This is a genomic window from Candidatus Andeanibacterium sp. (assembly GCF_057143545.1).
In genome coordinates this window covers 1-19668 of record NZ_DBNHSF010000152.1, presented here as the reverse complement: position 1 = coordinate 19668, position 19668 = coordinate 1, and the positions used below count along the sequence as shown (strand labels likewise).

At 64.6% G+C, this 19668-nt stretch carries 17 protein-coding genes and 1 pseudogene; 10 read left to right on the top strand and 8 right to left on the bottom strand.

The window, feature by feature from the left end:
- The 3 genes and pseudogenes from AC16XC_RS08860 to AC16XC_RS08850 form a co-directional block, all read left to right on the top strand.
- Positions 1–131 (top strand): annotated as a pseudogene (locus AC16XC_RS08860) (DNA-directed RNA polymerase subunit omega); the annotation flags it as partial.
- Positions 132–202: 71 nt separating this feature from the next.
- Positions 203–877, top strand: a complete 675-nt coding sequence (locus tag AC16XC_RS08855; RefSeq protein WP_484034289.1) for a class I SAM-dependent methyltransferase — start codon at positions 203–205, stop codon at positions 875–877.
- A 67-nt stretch (positions 878–944) separates the two neighbouring features.
- The gene (locus tag AC16XC_RS08850; protein WP_484034288.1) at positions 945–1889 is read left to right on the top strand and encodes a DUF3667 domain-containing protein; all 945 of its coding nucleotides are present in this window, start codon (positions 945–947) and stop codon (positions 1887–1889) included.
- A 106-nt stretch (positions 1890–1995) separates the two neighbouring features.
- Here AC16XC_RS08850 and ftsH read toward each other — a convergent pair whose 3' ends face one another.
- The 3 genes from ftsH to AC16XC_RS08835 form a co-directional block, all read right to left on the bottom strand.
- Positions 1996–3966: an ATP-dependent zinc metalloprotease FtsH gene (ftsH, locus tag AC16XC_RS08845; RefSeq protein ID WP_484034287.1), complete on the bottom strand. Its 1971-nt coding sequence runs from the start codon at positions 3964–3966 to the stop codon at positions 1996–1998.
- A gap of 82 nt (positions 3967–4048) precedes the next feature.
- Positions 4049–5020, bottom strand: coding sequence for a cupin-like domain-containing protein (locus AC16XC_RS08840; protein ID WP_484034286.1), 972 nt, complete (start codon positions 5018–5020; stop codon positions 4049–4051).
- Positions 5017–5853 (bottom strand): nuclear transport factor 2 family protein, encoded by an 837-nt coding sequence (locus tag AC16XC_RS08835; RefSeq protein ID WP_484034285.1) that lies wholly within the window; start codon positions 5851–5853, stop codon positions 5017–5019. Before AC16XC_RS08835 ends, AC16XC_RS08840 begins: the two co-directional genes overlap by 4 nt.
- A 44-nt stretch (positions 5854–5897) precedes the next feature.
- Here AC16XC_RS08835 and AC16XC_RS08830 point away from each other — a divergent pair, with 44 nt between their 5' ends.
- Positions 5898–7025: an oxidoreductase gene (locus AC16XC_RS08830; RefSeq protein WP_484034284.1), complete on the top strand. Its 1128-nt coding sequence runs from the start codon at positions 5898–5900 to the stop codon at positions 7023–7025.
- 82 nt (positions 7026–7107) lie between these two features.
- On the opposite strand, the gene AC16XC_RS08825 is transcribed toward AC16XC_RS08830, so the two are convergent.
- Both AC16XC_RS08825 and AC16XC_RS08820 read right to left on the bottom strand, forming a co-directional pair.
- On the bottom strand, positions 7108–8004 hold the full coding sequence (locus AC16XC_RS08825; RefSeq protein ID WP_484034283.1) for a DUF8021 domain-containing protein: 897 nt from the start codon (positions 8002–8004) through the stop codon (positions 7108–7110).
- A 24-nt stretch (positions 8005–8028) separates the two neighbouring features.
- The gene (locus tag AC16XC_RS08820) at positions 8029–9060 is read right to left on the bottom strand and encodes a DUF8021 domain-containing protein (RefSeq protein ID WP_484034282.1); all 1032 of its coding nucleotides are present in this window, start codon (positions 9058–9060) and stop codon (positions 8029–8031) included.
- 245 nt (positions 9061–9305) lie between these two features.
- Here AC16XC_RS08820 and AC16XC_RS08815 point away from each other — a divergent pair, with 245 nt between their 5' ends.
- Entirely contained in the window at positions 9306–10259 is a 954-nt protein-coding gene (locus AC16XC_RS08815; protein ID WP_484034281.1) for an SDR family NAD(P)-dependent oxidoreductase, read from the top strand.
- Here AC16XC_RS08815 and AC16XC_RS08810 read toward each other — a convergent pair.
- The gene (locus AC16XC_RS08810; RefSeq protein WP_484034280.1) at positions 10256–10768 is read right to left on the bottom strand and encodes an NfeD family protein; all 513 of its coding nucleotides are present in this window, start codon (positions 10766–10768) and stop codon (positions 10256–10258) included. The two genes, AC16XC_RS08815 and AC16XC_RS08810, sit on opposite strands and share 4 nt — an antisense overlap.
- Position 10769: 1 nt before the next feature.
- Positions 10770–11738, bottom strand: a complete 969-nt coding sequence (locus AC16XC_RS08805; protein ID WP_484034279.1) for an SPFH domain-containing protein — start codon at positions 11736–11738, stop codon at positions 10770–10772.
- Between the two features lie 187 nt (positions 11739–11925).
- On the opposite strand from AC16XC_RS08805, the gene AC16XC_RS08800 reads away from it, so the two are divergent.
- Genes AC16XC_RS08800 through AC16XC_RS08780 form a run of 5 tightly spaced genes read left to right on the top strand, consistent with a single transcriptional unit; the run spans position 11926 to position 19194 of the window.
- Positions 11926–13206, top strand: a complete 1281-nt coding sequence (locus AC16XC_RS08800; RefSeq protein WP_484034278.1) for a PQQ-dependent sugar dehydrogenase — start codon at positions 11926–11928, stop codon at positions 13204–13206.
- A gap of 2 nt (positions 13207–13208) precedes the next feature.
- Positions 13209–15167: a glycoside hydrolase family 3 protein gene (locus tag AC16XC_RS08795; protein WP_484034277.1), complete on the top strand. Its 1959-nt coding sequence runs from the start codon at positions 13209–13211 to the stop codon at positions 15165–15167.
- A gap of 41 nt (positions 15168–15208) precedes the next feature.
- Entirely contained in the window at positions 15209–16477 is a 1269-nt protein-coding gene (locus AC16XC_RS08790; protein ID WP_484034276.1) for a Rieske 2Fe-2S domain-containing protein, read from the top strand.
- Positions 16478–16480: 3 nt separating this feature from the next.
- Complete coding sequence (locus AC16XC_RS08785; RefSeq protein ID WP_484034275.1) at positions 16481–16990, top strand: (2Fe-2S)-binding protein; 510 nt, start codon at positions 16481–16483, stop codon at positions 16988–16990.
- Positions 16987–19194 (top strand): xanthine dehydrogenase family protein molybdopterin-binding subunit, encoded by a 2208-nt coding sequence (locus AC16XC_RS08780; RefSeq protein ID WP_484034274.1) that lies wholly within the window; start codon positions 16987–16989, stop codon positions 19192–19194. The genes AC16XC_RS08785 and AC16XC_RS08780 overlap by 4 nt, the downstream gene beginning before the upstream one ends.
- Here the strand turns inward: AC16XC_RS08780 and AC16XC_RS08775 are convergent.
- Positions 19191–19668, bottom strand: a 478-nt coding sequence (locus AC16XC_RS08775; protein WP_484034273.1) for a hypothetical protein, incomplete at its 5' end; no start/stop codon positions are given. The genes AC16XC_RS08780 and AC16XC_RS08775 overlap by 4 nt on opposite strands.

The following is a 19668-nucleotide window of genomic DNA, read 5'->3' as shown; positions in this document are numbered from 1 at the left end:
AGCGCGTGCTGCCGGACGACGAGGACGAAGCCGACGAGATCGGTTCGCTGAGCCAATCGGCCGAAGCGCTGCGGATCACCGCTTCCGCTCCCGCACGCTCGACCTCGATCGGCGCGGATTACGACGGTTGAGTGATCCGCCTGCCCCGCCACGGTGGGGCAACCGTCCGGCACCACGCGGACACGCTGACAGCAATCCACGATTGCGCCGATCTAAGGCGCGCAAGATCGAGTTCCTGCTGGGAGGACCTGAATTCATCAGGGGCCGCGAACTGCTGGACCTTGGTTCGGGTTCAGGGTTGTTGGCAGAATATTTCTCCGCAGCTGGCGCACGCGTAGTCGCGGCAGATCGCGATCCGGCTACGTTTGTGCCAGCCGATATCGCATGTCTGGAAATCGCGGACGATGCCCTGCCTTTTCCGGATGACCGCTTCGACATCGTGATCTTTAACCACGTAATCGAACATGTCGGCGACAGTTCGCAACAGGACCGCATCCTCGCCGAAATCAATCGCATCCTGCGGCCTGGAGGAACGCTGTATTTGTCAGTGCCGAACAAATATGCACTGATCGAACCACATTACCGCATTCCGCTGCTTGGCGCGCTGCCGAGGGGGTTGGCCGACATTCTGGTCCGGCGCGTTCGAGGCAAGCCGAACTACGATTGCCATCCGTTCAGCCATGGCTCGCTGCTGAGAAAGCTCGCGAGGCATTTCGACTCGGTCATGGATCGTTCTGTCGCGGCCTTTGAGTTCGCGGCCAAGAATGAATTCTCCGGAGCTGTCGGCGGCATATTGACGGCGATCCCCGCTGGTTTGGCCAGACTGGCGCTGCCGGTCTTCCCGACATTTATCGTCGTCGCTCGCAAGGCCCGGTAGAGGGATGCCCGAAATCCAGGTTTCGTCTTTTCGCCTTCTTCGCTAGTTTCAAGTAATAGGGGGGCTTATGAGCGACGTGCCGGAAGCCATCGGGTCCGTTGTCGCAGGTGCGGCCGTCGCACGGTCGGTCGAGCCGGAGCACGGTGAGGCACCGGCCGATCGCGGCCATTTCGCGGAGCAGGACTGCCTCAATTGCGGAACGCCGCTTGAAGGGCCGTATTGCCGGCAATGCGGCCAGGCCGCCCATCTCCACCGGACCCTCGGCGGGTTCCTGCATGATCTTGCCCATGGCGTGCTCCATCTCGACGGCAAGGTCTGGCGTACCTTGCCCATGATCGCCCTTCGTCCGGGCAGGCTGACCCGCGACTACATCGAGGGCCATCGCGCGCGTTACGTCTCGCCGATGGCGCTGTTCCTGTTCTCCGTCTTCCTGATGTTCGCGGTGTTCCAGCTTTCGGGCATCGTCGATCCCGGACCGAACGAACCAGGCGAGCTCGCGACGACCACCGATGCGGCAGGAACCATCGCGATCGGCGACGACGGCAAGGGCGGCGGCCGCGTCACGATCGACAAGACCGGCTGGGCATGGCTCGATGGCGGACTCGAGCATGCGGCCGAGAACCCATCGCTGTTGCTCTACAAACTCAAGGCCAACAGCTACAAATTTTCGTGGTTGCTGGTTCCGCTCTCGGTCCCGTTTGTATGGTTGCTGTTCGCCTGGAAGCGGCGCTTCGGGGTTTACGACCATGCGGTGTTCGTCACCTATTCGCTCTGCTTCGTGACGCTGTTCTATGTTGCCCTGTGGATCCTGAGCTGGACCTTCATCCCCGGCTTCCTGCTGTTGCTTGCGGGCCTGCTGGTCCCGCCGGTCCATATCTACAAGCAGTTGCGCGGCGCCTATGAGCTGCGCCGACGCTCCGCATTGTGGCGGCTCGCGGCGCTGATGGTGTTCATTCCCATCATCCTCGGCCTGTTCGTCCAGGCGTTGCTGGTGATCGGGCTGCTTGGCTAGAGCGATTTCGAGCCAGATGGAATCATCTGGCGACTCGGAAATCGCGGCAAGACAAGGTCCTGGAGCGTCGACTTTGATGCAATCAAAGTCGCTTGCGCTCCAGGCGTTACGCACCCTGCGGTGCCGCGTCTCCGGACCCGCCGAATTTCTTCCCAGCCTTGGGCACCGCACTGCCGCTCACCGGCCGCGCGGCGGGCGCGCTCGGCTGGTCGGGCCGGTCGATCTTGCCGTCCGCGAGCAATTGCTTGATCTCCTCGCCGGTCAGGGTCTCGTATTCGAGCAACGCCTGTGCGAGCAATTCGAGCTGGTCGCGATGCTTGGTCAGCAGCTGGGTCGCCTTGGCATGGGCCCCTTCGACCAGCGCACGGATTTCGGCATCGATCAGCTTGTTGGTCTCATCCGACATCATCGTGCGTTGGGTGCCGTACATGCCGAGATAGCCTTCCTGCTGCGCTTCGTATTGCAGCGGGCCGAGCTTGTCCGACATTCCCCATTTGGTGACCATGTTGCGTGCGAGGTCGGTGGCGTAATGGATGTCGGACGACGCGCCCGACGACACCTTGTCGTGCCCGAAGACCAGCTCCTCGGCCACGCGGCCGCCCATCGAGACCGACAGGTTCGCGTGCATCTTGTCGCGGTGGTATGAGTAATTGTCGCGTTCGGGCAGGCGCATCACCATGCCCAGCGCACGCCCGCGCGGGATGATCGTCGCCTTGTGGATCGGGTCCGATGCCGGCTCGTGGATCGAGACGATCGCATGGCCCGCCTCGTGATAGGCGGTCATCTTCTTCTCGTCCTCGGTCATCACCATGCTGCGGCGCTCGGCGCCCATCATGACCTTGTCCTTGGCGTCCTCGAATTCCTGCATCGCGACCAGGCGCTTGTTGCGCCGCGCGGCGAGCAGCGCCGCCTCGTTGACGAGATTGGCGAGGTCCGCGCCGGAGAATCCGGGCGTGCCGCGCGCGATCGTGCGCGGATTGACGTCGGGCGCCAGCGGCACCTTCTTCATGTGGACGCCGAGGATCTTTTCGCGCCCGTCGATGTCGGGAATCGGCACGACCACCTGGCGGTCGAACCGGCCCGGGCGCAGCAGCGCCGGGTCGAGCACGTCGGGGCGGTTGGTCGCGGCGATGATGATAATGCCTTCATTGGCTTCGAAGCCGTCCATTTCGACGAGCAGCTGGTTGAGCGTCTGCTCGCGCTCGTCGTTCGAATTGCCGAGGCCATGGCCGCGATGGCGGCCGACAGCGTCGATCTCGTCGATGAAGACGATGCAGGGCGCGTTCTTCTTCGCCTGTTCGAACATGTCGCGCACGCGGCTGGCGCCGACGCCGACAAACATCTCGACGAAATCCGAGCCGGAAATGGTGAAGAACGGCACGCCCGCTTCGCCGGCAATCGCGCGCGCCAGCAGGGTCTTGCCGGTGCCGGGTGAGCCGACCAGCAATGCGCCCTTGGGAATCTGTCCGCCAAGCTTCGAGAAGCGCTGCGGATCGCGCAGGAATTCGACGATTTCCTCGAGTTCCTCGCGGGCCTCGTCGATCCCCGCGACATCCTCGAATGTCACTCTGCCCTGACGTTCGGTAAGCAACTTGGCCTTCGACTTGCCGAAGCCCATCGCTCCCCCGCCACCGCCCTTCTGGACCTGGCGCAGCGCGAAGAAGGCAATGCCGAGAATCAACAGGAACGGCAGGGCGTTGATCAGGACCAAAAGAAGCATGCTTTGCTGCTGTGGCTCAACGCCGGAATATTCGACGCCATTCTCGTCCAGCAGCGTGGTCAGGCCGGAATCGCTGCCGACCGGAATGGTGGTGAAAGTATCGCCATTCTCGAGGCGGCCGACGATCCGGTCGGGCGCGATCTGCACTTCCGCGACCCCGCCCTCCATGACCTTTTCGCGGAATTCGGAATAGCCCATTGGCGCACCCTGCGGAGTTCCGGGATCGGAGAACATCGACACGACCAGCAACAGGGCAAGGAAGATCCCGCCCCATACGAGCAGGCTCTTGAGCCAGGGATTTCCGCCGGGTCCGTTGCCTTGATCGCCGTTTCCGTGCGGGTCGTTATCACCGTTCATGTGCGTCAACTGCCTTTCTGCCCGCCAATGTAGGCCTGACATGGTGAATGGCAAGTTAGCACCTGCGATTCAGTGCGCGGGATCAGAACCGCGTATCGGTCGGATAATCGCTGTAGAAATCGTTTTCGGCGGCGAAATTGGTGAAGCTCATCGAAATCGAGGGGTCGAGCGCCTCGACATGGTGCCACCAGCCGACTGGCAGGAACAGCGCATCGCCCGGTCCGATGGTGCAGCTCAGCCGCGTCGGCAGCGAAGGGTCGTCGGCGTCCCAGTCGCCGGGCTGGCGAAGGCTGAAGCAGTGCAGCATGTTCTTCATCCTTCCGACTTCCCATGAGGGAACCAGGTGGACCCGCTTGCGCCCGAGCACCTGCACCAGCAAATTGTTGGTAAGGTCGTGGTGGAACGGGGTCAGTGTACCCTTGGGCCCGAGCCAGAAAAAACCGTCGCGGCCGGCTCCGGGTACGAGCAGCGAGACCGGCGCAAGATCGTCCCACAGCTTCGCCAGCGCCTCGTTGTTGACCGTGCCGTTATAGGCGGTGAGGTAGAAATCGTTCGATTGCTCCTGCGACCGGATCGCCGCGGTCAGGTCGCGCATCCGAACCGTCCGTTTGTGGCGATCCTTGGCCAATTCGTAATCGCTGGCTGAATTGCGCGCGGCCTGCACTTCGACCACCGCGTCGCCGACCACATCGTCGAGATAATCGAGCGTCCATTTGGTCAGCGCGGGCCAGTGATCGACGAGCCCGGTCACGATCACCGGAAGATTGGCGCCATAGAAGTCGGCGAAGAACCGTTCCGGATCGATCTGGGAAACAGTCGGAACCGTCAGCCCACCCGGACGCAATGCGGCCAGCTTGCCATGTATCTGCAGGGTCCAGTCGCGCTTGGCCAATTGCCGCCCGAGGCGCATCGCCGCGTCGAACAGCGGATCCTTGCGGGCACGTTCGAGTTCGTAGTCGGCAACCTTCTCCGAAGCGCCCGAAGCCAGCAGCCGCTCGCGCACATCGCTGCCTTCGAGCAGCGCCTCGGCAATGAGCTCGCGCTTGCTGCTCATCCGCCGGCCGATCCATTTGCCGGTGATCGAACCGGTCCGCGCTCGCCATTGCGGGTCACATCGATCCGGCAGATCAGCCCGTCGCGCAGGCTGTATTCGACATGCACCGGCACTTCGACGAATTCGCCGCGTTTCAGCGGGGCGACCACGAAATCGGGCGCGTCGCTGGTGGCGGTAAAGCGGCTGATCGCGTCGATCGCGATTGTCTCGTCGCTGGCGCTGAAATTCTCGACCGTCACGCTCTCGCGCACGCGCTCGAACATCGGCCGGTAGAAATCGACAATCCCCTGTCGCCCCTTGATCTCGCCCACCGAAGACAGGGTCAGCATCACATCTTCGGTGTAGAATTCGGGAAAGCGCTCGCAATCGCCGTTGGAAAAGGCCGCGGCATAGGCATGGAAGGCGGCCACCTGGCTGGGGTGGGCGCCGAGCCGGGGCAGTTTGGTCACCCCCTGTTCGGGTGGCCAGGCCGAGGTCTTGAGCTCGACCACCTTGCCGTCCGCGTTCGAGCGATAGAGCGCGAAGAATTTCACCGTCAGCAAATCGCCGGGGAACATCGGGCCGAACGGGAATTCGGGCCGCGCTTTCGTCGCATGGAAATCCATGTCGACTTCGGCGAAGGTCAAGTCGCCTTCGGACAGCACCGCTTGCGGGCGGATGACTTCGCGTACCCCGTCATGCGCCCAGGCAAGGAATTCGCTCAGGCCCTGCTTGCCGCGCCTCTCGCCGCTGGCGCTGAGCATGGCGCAATCATCGGCAAAGAAGCGTTCCACCAGCGCGGCATCGTCGCCGGTATTGAACAGTTCGACATAAGCTTTGTAATCGAGCGCCATGGCTGCTCTTATGGCGGCCCGCACAGGATGAGGAAAGCCCGCTCATGACTGCCAGTTCGCCGCTGTTCTCGCGCTATCGGCTGGGGCAGCTCGACCTTGCCAACCGCTTCGTGATGCCGGCCATGCAGCGCGGCATGTGCGAGAACGGCAGGCCGACCGAGGCGTTGGCGCAATATTACCGGCGGCGGGCCGAAGGTGGCGTGCCGCTGATCGTCGGCGAGAGCGCCGCGATCGACCACCCGACCGCGACCCGCCAGCCGGCCTCGGCGTGGATCAATGCCGGAAGCCGCGACGCCTGGGCGCGCTGCGTCGAACAGGTGAACGAAGCCGGCGGCCACATGCTGATCCAGCTATGGCACGAAGGCGCGGTGCGCAAGGATGACGGGCTCTCGATCAGCCCTTCGGGCCTGGTCCAGCCGAACCGGTCCAACGGCCGCGCCGCGACGCTGGGCGAGATCGCCGAACTGGTCGATGCCTATGTCCGTTCGGCGCTTGTCGCGCAGGATGCGGGCGCGGCAGGGGTCGAGGTCCACGCCGCGCACGGCTATTTCCTCGACCAGTTCCTGTGGGCCGCGATCAACCGGCGGACCGACGGCTATGGCGGGCCGGATATCACCCAGCGGGCCCGCTTCCCGGCCGAAATCGTCGCCGCGATCCGTGCGGCCTGCGGGCCCGATTTCCTCATCTCGTTGCGGTTCTCGCAATGGAAGGAAGTCGATTACGATGCCCGCGTCGCCGCTACGCCCGGCGAACTGGAGACATTCACCCGGATCATGAAAGACGCCGGGGTCGATGTGCTGCATGCTTCGACCCGGCGCTTCTGGGACTCCGAATGGGACCACGACCATCGCAACCTCGCCGGCTGGACCAAGGCCAGCAGCGGCCTGCCGGTGATCACGGTCGGCAGCGTCGGGCTCGACACCGACGTGATGACGACCTTCATCGAAGGGCGCGATGCCAAGCCGCGCGTGACCGAAGCGATCGAGGACCTCGAGGCTCGGATCGCTGCGGGCGAATTCGATCTGGTCGCGGTCGGCCGGGCGCTGATCGGCGACCCCGATTTCGTCAGGAAGGTCGAAGCGCGCGATTACGCTGCGATCCGCCTGTTCAGCCGCGACGATCTCGGCACGCTCGAATGGGATACCGAGATCATCCACGCGGCGCACGCCTGAGCGATTTTTTCGTCGCTGCGACACAAAGAGACACCCCGCCAGTCGCCCGGCGGGGTGCCGATAGTCAAACTCGCTCTACGCGTCAGGCGTTCGGGTCGGCCGCGCCGGCCACCATGCCGCCATCGTCGCTGGCCTGCGGACCGGGAATCGGCGTCAACGTGTGGATCAGGCGGAACTTGCCGTCGATGTAGCGGAAGGTGTGCGAATCCGGCGAGGTGGCATTGCCGCCGAACCGGCAGAACACGTTGATCACGCCCGTTTCCACGTCGACCAGGTAATCGCGATGGGTGATGTAGAGCACGCCCGGCGGCATGCCGACCTCGCAGCTGGCGGTCGGGCTGCCCTGGCGATTGGTATAGGCCCCGCCTTCGAGCCGGGCGCAGGGCGTACCCCAGGGAATGTCGGTAAACTTGTCCGAAAACCCGTCGAGATAGGCATTGGCGCCGCGGATCATCTCGGCGGGATCGGTGCGCTGGTACTTGTGCAGCGGCCCCCAGTCCTCCTGCCTCGTATATTTGAGATAGGCATTGGCGTTGAACAGCCAGTGGCCGGGCTCGGTCACCAGGCTGTCGACCCGGATGATCTTGCCGTCATGGACGTAGAGCCGCGTGCCCAGGACATAGGGCTTGGGGCCATCGGTGACGATGATCTCGGTAAAGGTCTTGCAGCGCGTGTCGTCGTGGAAGCTCATCGCGTGGGCGATCGGCAGCGCCGTGTTCCATAGCCCGTCGGCCTGTTCGATCGTCTGCATGTTCTCGAGGTATTCGGCCTTTTCGTGCAGCGGCAGGCCGGCTAGGCTGCCGCTCCTTTGCGCCTCGACATAGGCGGCAGTCAGCTGTTTGAGCTCGTCGCGCGTGCAGGTCGGGTGATCGACCCGCTGGACATAGGGACTCGGCGGCGGCGCGTTCTGGGCGGTGGCCGGAGCCGCGGCGGAAATGGCGGCGATTGCGACGCCGCCCAGCAATATGTTCCTGATCATGTCCGGTGTTCTCCCAATTTCAACTCAGCGCACATCCACGGGCTCTTCGCTGCGGCACTGTTCATAGGTGCTCCAGCCCGAACAGATGCCGTAGGGCCCGCGGATGAAGATCGCCTCGATCCGGCTGATATTGCCCTTGTCGACCTTGAACAGCTCGCCGAGCTGCCAGGTCCAGTTGATGTTGCGGTGATCGAAGAAGGCGAAGGCGAACACCACCCCGCGCTCGATATCGACCGCGACGATCCGGCGGTCGCGAATGCCGGTGACGACGCCGATCAGCGAGGTTTCGAGCTGGCGCTTGCAGGTCTGGCGGTTGGGAGCGCTCGGGTCCGGCGGGCTGACCACGGTCATGCCGTTCTCGATCCGCAGGCAATCGTCGGTGAAGGGGTAATAGTCCTTGCCGGTGTTGCGCTCGACCGCTTCGAAATAGGCATTCGCCATTTCGACCAGTTCGGCGCGCGTGTGGCGCTCGGCCTCCGGAACGGCTTCGAGATAGCCCGGCCACGGGCTGCCCAGGGCCTCGACCGCCTGGCCGGTGGGAGGCCATGCGCCGGGTGCCGGTGTCGGCGCCGGACCGAGCGGGCGATCGGGACGCGCGACAATCTGCTCGACTTCGCTGATCTTGCCGCTGCGATCGACCCGCAGGCGCAAGGAAATGCCGACCGGATCGGCCGGAAGCTCGGCACCGGTAGCCGATGTCCGGCCCTGTTCCTTCACCGTCAGCAACGCGGCGACATTGCCGGTCACCACGTCCGGCACGATCAGGCGATAGCCCTCGACGCCTGAAGCGGTTGCCCACAGGCCCTCATTGCCGAAGGGCATCTGGACGCCGTTCTCGGTGAAGCGGACATGAGACGCGAAGATCGCGTTGGCAGCATCGCCGTCCACCATTGCCTGGACATAGGTCTCGACCGCGGCCTCGAGGCAAGCGCGCAGGCAGGTGTTGGGTTCCTGCTCCAGCGGCACGCCGGCCACCTGGGCGCTCGCCGGGCCGGCCAGCGTCGCGGAAAGTGCCAATGCGCCAAATGCCAAAGCGCGCAAGATCGATGTTTTCATGAAGCCCCTCTCCCGGTTTCCCTGATTCCTGCGTCGCGGACTAGAGCGACGATTCAGGCTTGCGCCCTTGGTAACGGCTCGAAGTCGGCCATGCCAAGCCTTGATTCGCGTTTCGGCAATCCTGTTACATAAAATTCCGCTGACAGCGCGGCCCTCTCTGCCACGGCGCAGCGCTTGCGGGCGCGGACTGCTTGCGGCATGGGCAGGCGGCGATTCTTTCCGATTCAGGATCAAGCGAATAGGCAATGGCGACTGACAATCCGCTCGATGGAAAACTGGTGGTCCTTGTTGGAGGCAGCGGCTTCCTCGGAAGGCATGTCGCGCAGGATCTGCTCGCCCGCGGCGCCAGGCTGAGGATCGCCTGCCGCAATCCGGAGAGCGCCTTCACGCTCAAGCCGCTGGCCAATCTCGGCCAGCTTCAGTTCGCGCGCTGCGATGTGACCAAGCCCGAGAGCCTCAAGGCAGTCATGGCGGGAGCCGATGCCGCCGCCTACCTGGTGGGCGCGTTCAAAGGCGATCTCGACCGGCTGCACGGCACGAGCGCGGGCCAGGCAGCCGAAGCGGCCAAGGCGGAAGGTGCGCAGAGTTTCGTGCTGGTGTCGGCGATCGGAGCGGATCCCGGGTCCGACAGCCATTATGCCAGCAGCAAGGGGGCGGGCGAACAGGCCGTCAAGCGGGCCTTCCCCAAGGCGACGATCCTGCGGCCCTCGGTGCTGTTCGGCGAGGACGACAATTTCATCAACATGTTCGCGGGTTTGATCGCGACCATGCCGGTGCTGCCGATTTTCGGGCCCGACGCGCCCATGCAGCCGCTTTGGGTCGACGATGCGGCGGCCTGCGTGGCCAATGCGCTCGCCGATCCCAGCTCGCATGGCGGCAAGACCTATGAGATTGCCGGGCCCGAAGTGCTGACGATGGGCGAGATCAATCGCAAGATCGCCGCCGCCCAGCAGCGCGAAAGGCGCTTCATCGAAGTGCCCGACGCGATCTCGGCGATCTTTGCGGCCCTGCCGCTAACGCCGATGAGCAGCGACCAGTGGGCGATGCTCAAATCCGGCAATACCGCTTCGGCCAGGCTTCCCGGCACCAGGGACCTCGGGGTTTCGCCCAAGCCGCTCGACCTGTTCCTCGACAAATGGATGACCCGCTACCGCAAGCATGGCCGCTTCGGCACGAAGGTGGGCGCGGTCAGGCGTTAATCGCCGGCACCATCTCCGCCACTGTCGGATGACAGCTCGCCCCCGGAACCGCCGTCCGGCAACGCCTTGAGCGGCTCGACCAGCAGGATCGCCCCGTCAGTCCCCACGATCCGCACCCGGTCGCCCTCGTCGACATCGGGTCCGCGCGCAATCCAGTCGCTGTCGCCATGGTGGATCCTTCCCTGCCCGTGTTCGATGGCTTCGGTCACGCGGGCGATCTGGCCGACCAGCCGGGCGCCCCGCTGGTTCATCAGCGGATCGGAGCTCTCGATCGGCCTTTCCTTCAGGAAGCGATGCGCCGAATAGGCGGCGATCAGCGAAATGAACACGAAATCGATAACCTGGAACGGCAGGCTGATATCGAAGGCCAAAGTAAGCAGGCCGGTGACGAACGCCGCGACCGCGAGCCAGATCAGGTAGACCCCCGGGATCAGGATCTCCATTCCAGCCAGGACTAGGCCCAGTGCAAGCCAGATCCAGTGCGCATCGATGCCGCCGAGCCAGTCCATCCTATTTACGCTCCGTCTGCGGCACGCTCGATCGCGGCGGCAGTGAAGTGGTGACATCGCCCTTCCGGTCGCCCATTACTTCGCGAGCGAGTTCTCCGATCCCACCCAAAGTACCGATCAGCTGGGTTGCCTCGACCGGGAACAGGATCGTCTTGGCATTCGGGGAATCGGCAAACTTGGCGACCGCCTTGGTATATTCCTGGGCGATGAAGTAGTTGATCGCCTGGCTACCCGAAGAAGCAATCGCATCCGACACCATCTGCGTCGCGCGGGCTTCGGCCTCAGCCGAGCGTTCGCGCGCCTCCGCATCGCGGAACGCGGATTCGCGCTTGCCCTCGGCCTCGAGGATCGCCGATTGCTTCTTGCCCTCGGCGCGCAGGATCTGCGACGCGCGGTCGCCTTCGGCCTCGAGGATTTCGGCGCGCTTCAAGCGCTCGGCTTTCATCTGCCGGGCCATCGCTTCCGAAATGTCGAGCGGCGGGCGGATATCCTTGATCTCGACCCGGGTGATCTTGACTCCCCAGGGCGAAGTCGCGTGATCGACCACCGAGAGCAGGCGGGCATTGATTTCGTCGCGCCGGGAGAGGGTCTCGTCGAGATCCATCGAGCCCATCACGGTCCTCAGATTGGTGGTGGTTAGCGCCATGATCGCAGCGTAGAGATTGGAGACCTCATAGGCGGCTTTTCCGGCGTCGAGCACCTGGAAAAACACCACCGCATCGACGCCGACCATGGCATTGTCCTTGGTGATAATTTCCTGGCCCGGAATATCGAGCACCTGCTCCATCATATTCACTTTCTGCCCGACCCGGTCGAAGAAGGGTGTAATGAGATGAAGCCCCGGATCCGCGGCCTTCGTATATTTGCCGAAGCGCTCGATCGTGTAGACATATCCCTGTTTAACCACCCGCACCGCCATCAGCAGGAAAACGATCACCAGGAACAACAATGCGATCAGGACAAATTCCATGACTCAACCCTCACCTTTACTTCCCATTACATCGTAGCGCAGGGGCGCGGGCGGGCAAGCAAAACCGGATGACAGAAATGGATTCCGGCGCGGGTTTGCCCTTGCGCAAGTACGCGCGCTCTGCACAATTGCCGGAACGGACAAAATCAAGGAGCGGTCGCGCTCCGTTCAGGGAGAAACTACCAACATGCACTGGCTCAAACTGGCGTCGCTCGCGGCAGCGCTTTCGGTTTCGCACTTCGCCCTGGCGCAGGATGCCCCACCGCCGCCAGCCGATGGCGACGAAGCCCCGACCTTCCCCTTCCGCGGGACGCCGCTGGGCGAAGGGCCGTGGGATTTCGAAACCGAAATGACGAAGCTGCATGTCGAGGTCGTCTCGCGCGAGCTCGAAACGCCCTGGTCGCTCGCTTTCCTGCCCGATGGCGGGATGCTGGTGACCGAGCGCACCGGCCGCTTGCGGATCATCCGTAACGGCGTGCTCGATCCCCAGCCGATTGCCGGCCTGCCCGACATGTTCGTCTCGGGCCTCGGCGGGCTGATGGATATCGCGCTCCATCCCGATTTCGCGAACAACCGGCTGATCTATCTCAGCTATAGCAAACCCAGCCCCGACGCCGAGCCCGCCGCCTGGCCACGCTCGCGCTCGGTCCTCGCGGTGATGCGCGCCAGATGGGACGGCGGGCACCAGCTGACCGAGGTCGAGGACATTTTCGTCGCCGATGCCTGGTATGGCGACATGCCGCTGCCGCCGAGATGCTGCGGACAAGGGCCGGCCTTCGGCAGCTATGGGGGGCGGATCGCTTTCGACCAGCATGGCTATCTGTTCGTCACCAGCGGCGACCGCAATTACGGCGAGATGGTGCAGGACCCGTCGAACCATTTCGGCAAGACGCTGCGATTGAACGACGATGGTACCGCGCCGGACGACAACCCGTTCGTCGGCTGGCCTGGCTGGAAGCCCGAAATCTGGTCGCTCGGCCATCGCAACCCGCTCGGTCTTGCCTTCGATCCCGAAACCGGGGTCCTGTGGTCGAGCGAATTCGGCCCGCGCGGCGGCGACGAGCTCAATATCATCGCCCGCGGCGCCAATTACGGCTGGATCAACGTTACCCAGGGCCATCACTATAATGGCGAGGAGGCGAAGGGCATCAGGGGCGTCGCCAGCATGACCGACCCGATTTTCGCCTTCGGCCCGCCCTCGATCAATCCCGGCAATGTCGCGGTCTATCGCGGCGAGCTGTTCCCGGGCTGGAAAGGCGATCTGTTCATGCCGACCATGAGCCGCAAGCTGGTGCGGCTGGAAGTGTTCAGCGGCCATGTCACCGCGATGGAGGAAATGCTGGGCGATCTCGGCCAGCGCTTCCGCGATGTGAAGGTCGGCCCTGACGGGGCGATCTATCTCCTGACCGACGAACGCGACGGCGCGCTACTCAAGCTCACGCCCGGCGCGGCCGGGGAAGCGGAATAGGCATGCCGCGCAGCGCCGGGCTGCTGCTCCTCGCGCTGGGGGCGGCGCTCGCGGCCTGCACGAAGCTTCCCGCGCAACCCGAACTGGGCGCGCGCAGCAAGCCGATCATCGAGACGGACGGCCTCAAATTCCGCGACCTCGACGGCAATGGCGAACTGACCCCTTATGAAGACTGGCGGCTTTCGCCCGAAACCCGCGCCGCGGACCTCGCCGCACGAATGACCGATGCCGAGAAGGCCGGAACGCTGCTGCACGGCAATATTCCCGGGCTCGGCCAGGATTACGGCAATCCAACCGGCTACGATCTCGACGCGCTCGGCCAGGTGCTCGCCGACAGGCACATCACAAGTTTCATCACGCGGCTGGCGATCGAACCATCGGGCGTCGCGGGAAACAATAATTCAGCGCAGGAGCTGGCCGAAGCCACCCGGCTCGGGATTCCGCTGACCATCAGCAGCGATCCGAGGCACCATTTCCAATATGTGCTGGGCGCCAGCGCCAGTGCCAACGGCACAACCCAGTGGCCCGAACTGCTCGGCTTCGCCGCGCTGGGCGACGCCGATCTGATACGCCGCTTCGGGTTGATCGCGCGCAAGGAATATCGCGCGCTAGGCATCCACATGGCGCTTTCGCCCCAGCTTGACCTCGCGACCGAGCCGCGCTGGGGGCGCATTTCGGGCACATTCGGTTCCGATGCCGAGCTCGTCAGCAGGCTGGGCGGCGCCTATGTCGCGGCCTTCCAGGGCGGCGCTGCCGGGCTCCGGCCCGACGGCGTGATTGCGGTCGCCAAGCACTGGGTCGGCTATGGCGCGCAGCCCGAAGGCTTCGATGCGCACAATTACTATGGCCGCTTCGCCCGGCCGGGCAAATATTTCCCGTCCCATGTCGAAGCCTTCAAGGGAGCCCTTGATTCGCGGGTTGCCGGGATCATGCCGGCCTATCCGATCCTCGAAGACGTCGAACTGGACGGCGAACCGCTCGAACCGGTCGGCCCCGGCTTCAACCGGCAATTGCTCACCGGCCTCTTGCGCGAGGAATTGGGCTTTGCCGGGTTCATCCTGTCCGATTGGGCGATCACCAGGGACTGCACCCCCGGCTGCCGCGAGCCGACGGCGGCAGCGCCCCAGGCCCCGCCCGATATCGCGACCTCGTGGGGCGTCGAAGACCTCACCGTGCGGCAGCGCTACGCGAAGGGGATCCAAGCCGGGATCGACCAGTTCGGCGGTGTGGACGATGTCGCACCGCTGCTCGAGGCCATCGAGGCGGGGGAAATATCGCCCGTGCGAATCGACGAGGCGGTAAGGCGCATCCTGGTGCCGAAGTTCCAGCTTGGCCTGTTCGAAAATCCCTATGTCGATGCCGCCGAAGCTCCCGATCTCGTGCGCAGGCCGGAAGACGAGGCCCTTGCCTTCCGGACCCAGGCGGAGTCCCAGGTCTTTCTGCAGGGCAAGAACGGCCTGCTTCCGCTCGCACCCGGTCGCCGGAAGGTCTGGCTGTTCGGGGTGGACCATGCCGCCGCCGAAGCCGAGGGGCTTGAAGTGGTCGACGACCCGGCCGAAGCCGATTTCGCGATCATCCGGACCGAAGCGCCGTCGGAAATGCTCCACCCGCACCATTTCTTCGGCAGCCGCTACAAGGAAGGGCGCCTCGATTTCCGCAACGGCGATCCGGCCTTCGAAGCGCTCAAACGGGCCAGCGCCACTGTCCCGGTGATCTTCTCGATCTTCCTCGACCGACCGGCGGTGCTCGCCAATGTCCAGGACAAGGCCAATGTGATCCTCGCCAATTTCGGCGCGAGCGACGAGGCGGTCCTGGCCGTCGTGCTGGGCAGGTACGAACCGCGCGGCAGATTGCCGTTCGCGCTGCCCCGATCGATGACCGAAGTGGAAGCGCAGGACCCGGCCGCACCCGACGATTACGAAGACCCGCTTTACCCGAGGGGCTGGCCTGCCGCAGAATAGCCTGGTTGGAGAGGAGCCGAGTCGATGATGAGCGCACAGCAATGAACCGGGCCGACAATGAACTCCTGACCCGGATCGGGCCCGGCACGCCGATGGGCGACATGTTGCGCGAATATTGGGTCCCGGCATGCCGCAGCGCGTCGATCGAGGCCGACGGCGCGCCGTTCCGTGTCCGCCTGTTCGGCGAGAATTTCGTCGCCTTCAGGGTCACCGACGGACGCACCGGTTTCATGCAGGAAGCCTGCCCGCATCGCTGCGCCAGCATGGCGCTCGCCCGCAATGAGGCGAACGGCCTCAGATGCATCTTCCATGGCTGGAAATTCAGCGTCGAGGGCAAATGCGTCGATGCCCCGACCGAACCTGCCAGCCAGCGCGCCACATTCGCCGAAAGCGTTCCGGTGCGCACCCACCCGACCCACGAAGCGGGCGGGATCGTGTGGGTCTATATGGGCAGGAAGGAGGCGCCCCCGCCCTTCCCCGATTACGAATTCACGCAGCTGCCCGACAGCCACATCCAGCCGACCCGCGGGATCATCCGCACCAACTGGCTGCAGGGCCTCGAGGCGCTGCTCGATTCCGCCCATGTCACCTTCCTCCATTCGGCCAATCTCGACAGCACGCTCGGTCGCGCGGTTTTCGGCGAGGAATCCGATTACATGCTCAATGACGGGGCGCCGGTGTTCGAATTCGACGAACGCCCCTATGGTTTTCGCGAAGGCGCGATAAGGCAGGAAGGCAAGGACCGGCTTTATGCCCGGGTGCGCGAAGTCGCCCTGCCGTTCTTTTCCTTCATCCCTTCCGCGCCGACCGGCTCGCGGATCGTGTGCTGCTCGATCCCGATCGACGATGTCACCACCGCGCAGTGGTACATCGCCTATGACACGCAGGCTCCGCTCGAATTCGACATCTTGACCAGCTTCGGCCTGACTTCGGGCGATGCCGATCATTTCAACGCCGACATGGGCGGGCCTGAAAACAACTGGCAACAGGATCGTGAGGCGATGAAGGCCGGCCATTGGAGCGGCATCACCGGGCGCGGCAACGCCTATGAGGATTTCGCGGTACAGGAATCGATGGGCCCGATCGTCGACCGCAGCGAGGAATATCTCGGGACCTGCGACCGGGTGATCTATCGCGCGCGGCAATTGCTGCTCGATGCGGTCAAGCGCCATCGCGACACGGGCGAGTTGTCCTTCGTCGGCGACGACATAGAATGGTCGCAAATTCGCGCGGTCTCGTTCGCCTATGCCAATGATGGGGACTGGCGCAGCTTCGACCCGCACGAACTGGCAGCGGAAGCCGCGGAGTAGGCAATGGCGGAAACCTTCACCCTCAAGGTCAACGGCGAGACCCACAATGTCGAAGCCGACAGCGATACGCCGCTGCTCTATGTCCTGATGAACGATCTGGACCTGAAGGGTCCCAAATTCGGCTGCGGGCTTGCCCAATGCGGCGCCTGCTCGGTGCTGGTCGACGGCAGGGAAACCCGCTCCTGCGTCTATCCCGTGTCGGCGGTTCGCAATGCCGAGGTCACCACGCTCGAAGGCCTGTCACGATGGCATGCCAGCGCGAGCGGCGGCGACCCGTCCGATCCTGCGCCGCACCCGGTGCAGGCAGCGCTGATCGAACTGCAGGCGCCGCAATGCGGCTATTGCTATGGCGGGATTGCGGTGAAAGCCGCCGAATTGCTGGCGCAGAATCCAACGCCGAGCGAAGCCGAGATCGTCGCGCATATGGATGGCCATCTGTGCCGCTGCGGCACCTATCCGCGAATCGTCGCGGCGATCCAACAGGCTGCCAAGTCAATGGGAGGCGCGGCATGAGCGACGCCTCGACCCTCACGCGTCTCTCGCGCCGCGGGCTGATCAAGGCCGGCGGGGCGCTGGTGATAGGCTTCAGCCTGCGCGACGCCGCCTGGGGCCAGTTCGGGCCGCCGCAGGGGCCCGATTTGCAGCAGATCGACAGCTGGATCGCGATCCATTCCGACAACACCGCGACCGTGCTGATCGGCTATGTCGAACTGGGCCAGGGCTGCACCACCTCGCTGCCGCAGGTCGCGGCGGAGGAACTCGACCTTGGCATGGACCAGGTCCGGACTATTGCCCATGAGACCGAGGTCACGCCCAACCAGGGCGGGACCTATTCCTCTTCCGCCATCGCCAGGGGCCGTCCGCAGGTGCAGCGGGCCGCCGCCGAGGCGCGGCTCGAATTGCTCAAGCGCGCCTCCGACCGGCTCGGCGCGCCGATCGATCTGCTGCGGGTCGAACGCGGCGTGGTCTTCGCCGGGCCGCGCTCGGTCACTTATGGCGAACTGGTCGGCGACGAGCTCTTCGAGGTCGCCTTTACCGGAAATGCCCAGCCCAAGCCGCCCGGCGCCTATCGCATTGTCGGACAACCGGCAGCGCGCAGGGACCTTGCCGAGAAGGTCATGGGCACCCACGCCTATGTCCAGCACATCCGCCTGCCCGGCATGCTCCACGCGCGGATCATCCGCCCGCGCGGGCAGGGCGCCTATGGCTCGCCGCCGAAGCTGGTGAGCGTCGACGAAAGCTCGATTGCAGCCATTCCCGGTGTTCAGATCGTGCGCGAGAACGATTTCCTCGCGGTGGCCGCGGAAAAGGAATGGCATGCGGTCAAGGCCGCCCGCCAGCTCAAGGCCGAATGGGAAATTCGCGAAAGCCTGCCCCAACAGGCCGCGCTTTACGACCATATGCGCGCGCATGTCGCGGAAGACCGGATCGTCAGCGAACGCGGCGATGCGCCCAGCGTCCTCGCCACTTCAGGCCATCGGGTCGATTTCGAGGCCGAAACGCCATACCAGGCGCACGCCCCGATGGCCCCCAATTGCGCGGTCGCCGATGTCCGCGGCGGCGAGGCCAAGGTCTACGCCCCGAGCCAGGACATCTATGCGCTGCGCGGATCACTGGCGACCTTCCTCGGCTTCGAGCGCGACAGGATCACGGTCCAGTACCAGGAAAGCGCCGGGACCTATGGCCACAGCCTGTATGACGATGCCGCCATGGGCGCGGCGCTGATTTCGCAAAGGCTCGGCGCTCCGGTTCGCCTGCAATATGACCGGCATGACGAGCATGGCTGGGACACGTTCGGCCCCGCCCATATCGGCAAGGTCGCGATCTCGGCCGACGAGACCGGGGAGATTACCGGCTATCAGTATGAAGGCTGGCAGCACAGCTGGGCATTCACCGAGGGCAACGACCAGTTGGCGAAGGGCACCGCGGCACGCGACTGGCCGATGGGGCCTTCGCGAAGCGTCAATCCGGCGGTGTGCGGCGGGATGTACAAGATCGCCAACCTCAAGCTGGCAGATCACGCGCTGCCCGGGGCGCCGTATTTCCGCGGCGCGTGGCTGCGCTCGCCGCTCGACCTGAGCTTCGCTTTCATCTCCGAACAGGCAGTGGACGATCTTGCCTTCAAGCTCGGCATCGACCCGGTCGCATTCCGCAGGCGCAACATTGCCGACGAGCGCTGGCAGGGCGTGCTCGACGTCGCTGCCAAGGCGAGCCGCTGGGGCGAGCGGCCAGTTCGGAACGGGACGGAAGGCGCTGTGGTACGCGGGCGCGGGGTCGGGCTCGGCACCCACCTTGCCGGATGGGGCGGCGCGGTCGCCGAGATCGAAGTCGACAAGGCAAGCGGCGCGGTCCGCGTCACCCATCTGTGGGGGGCGCTCGATGCCGGATGCGCGGTCAACCCGAACATCGTCGAAGCGCAGATCACCGGCCAGCTGGTCCAGACCGTCAGCCGCTTGCTGCATGAGGAAGTGATGTTCGACCGGACCCGCGTCACCAGTCTCGACTGGAATAGCTATCCGATCGCGCGCTTCTCCGATTGCCCAATGATCACCCCGATCGTGGTCCAGCGGATCGACCAGCCGTCATCGGGCGCAGGCGAGGAAGTGATGGCGGCAGCGGCGGCGGCAATCGCCAATGCCTTTTTCGACGCCACCGGGAAACGGATGCGGACCTTCCCGTTCACGCCGGAACGGGTGAAAGCGGTGCTCGCGACCTAGTCGCCCACCACGTTCCCCCTGGTCGCTTCGATCGCGATCGGGCCGACCAGCGAGGCGACGATCGGTGCGCCGCCCGGCACGTCGTCGCGCCGCGCATCGATCCGCATCTCGTTCATCGTTATCCGCGCGGTGACATGGCGCGCGAACGGCAGCGTGCTGCCCTCGCCCCAATCCTCGTGCTCGATATCGAATGTGAGCGTGTCGCCCTCGATTGCGAAATTGGTCAGCGCGCCGAAAGTGTAGGGATTGTCGCACCGCCCGCAGGCAAGGCCCCACAACTCGTCGCCATCCCTGCGGATGAAGAAATACTGCTTGTGCAACCCGACGCCGAAACCGAGCCAGACGCCGACGACATCATCGGCAGCGATCTGCCGCCAGGGTGCAGGCTGGAGATAGGGCGCGGGTGGCCCGCCGCCGAACCCGCCCTCGGTGATCTCGACCGGCGGCGAACCCGGCGGAAACATCGCTTGCGGA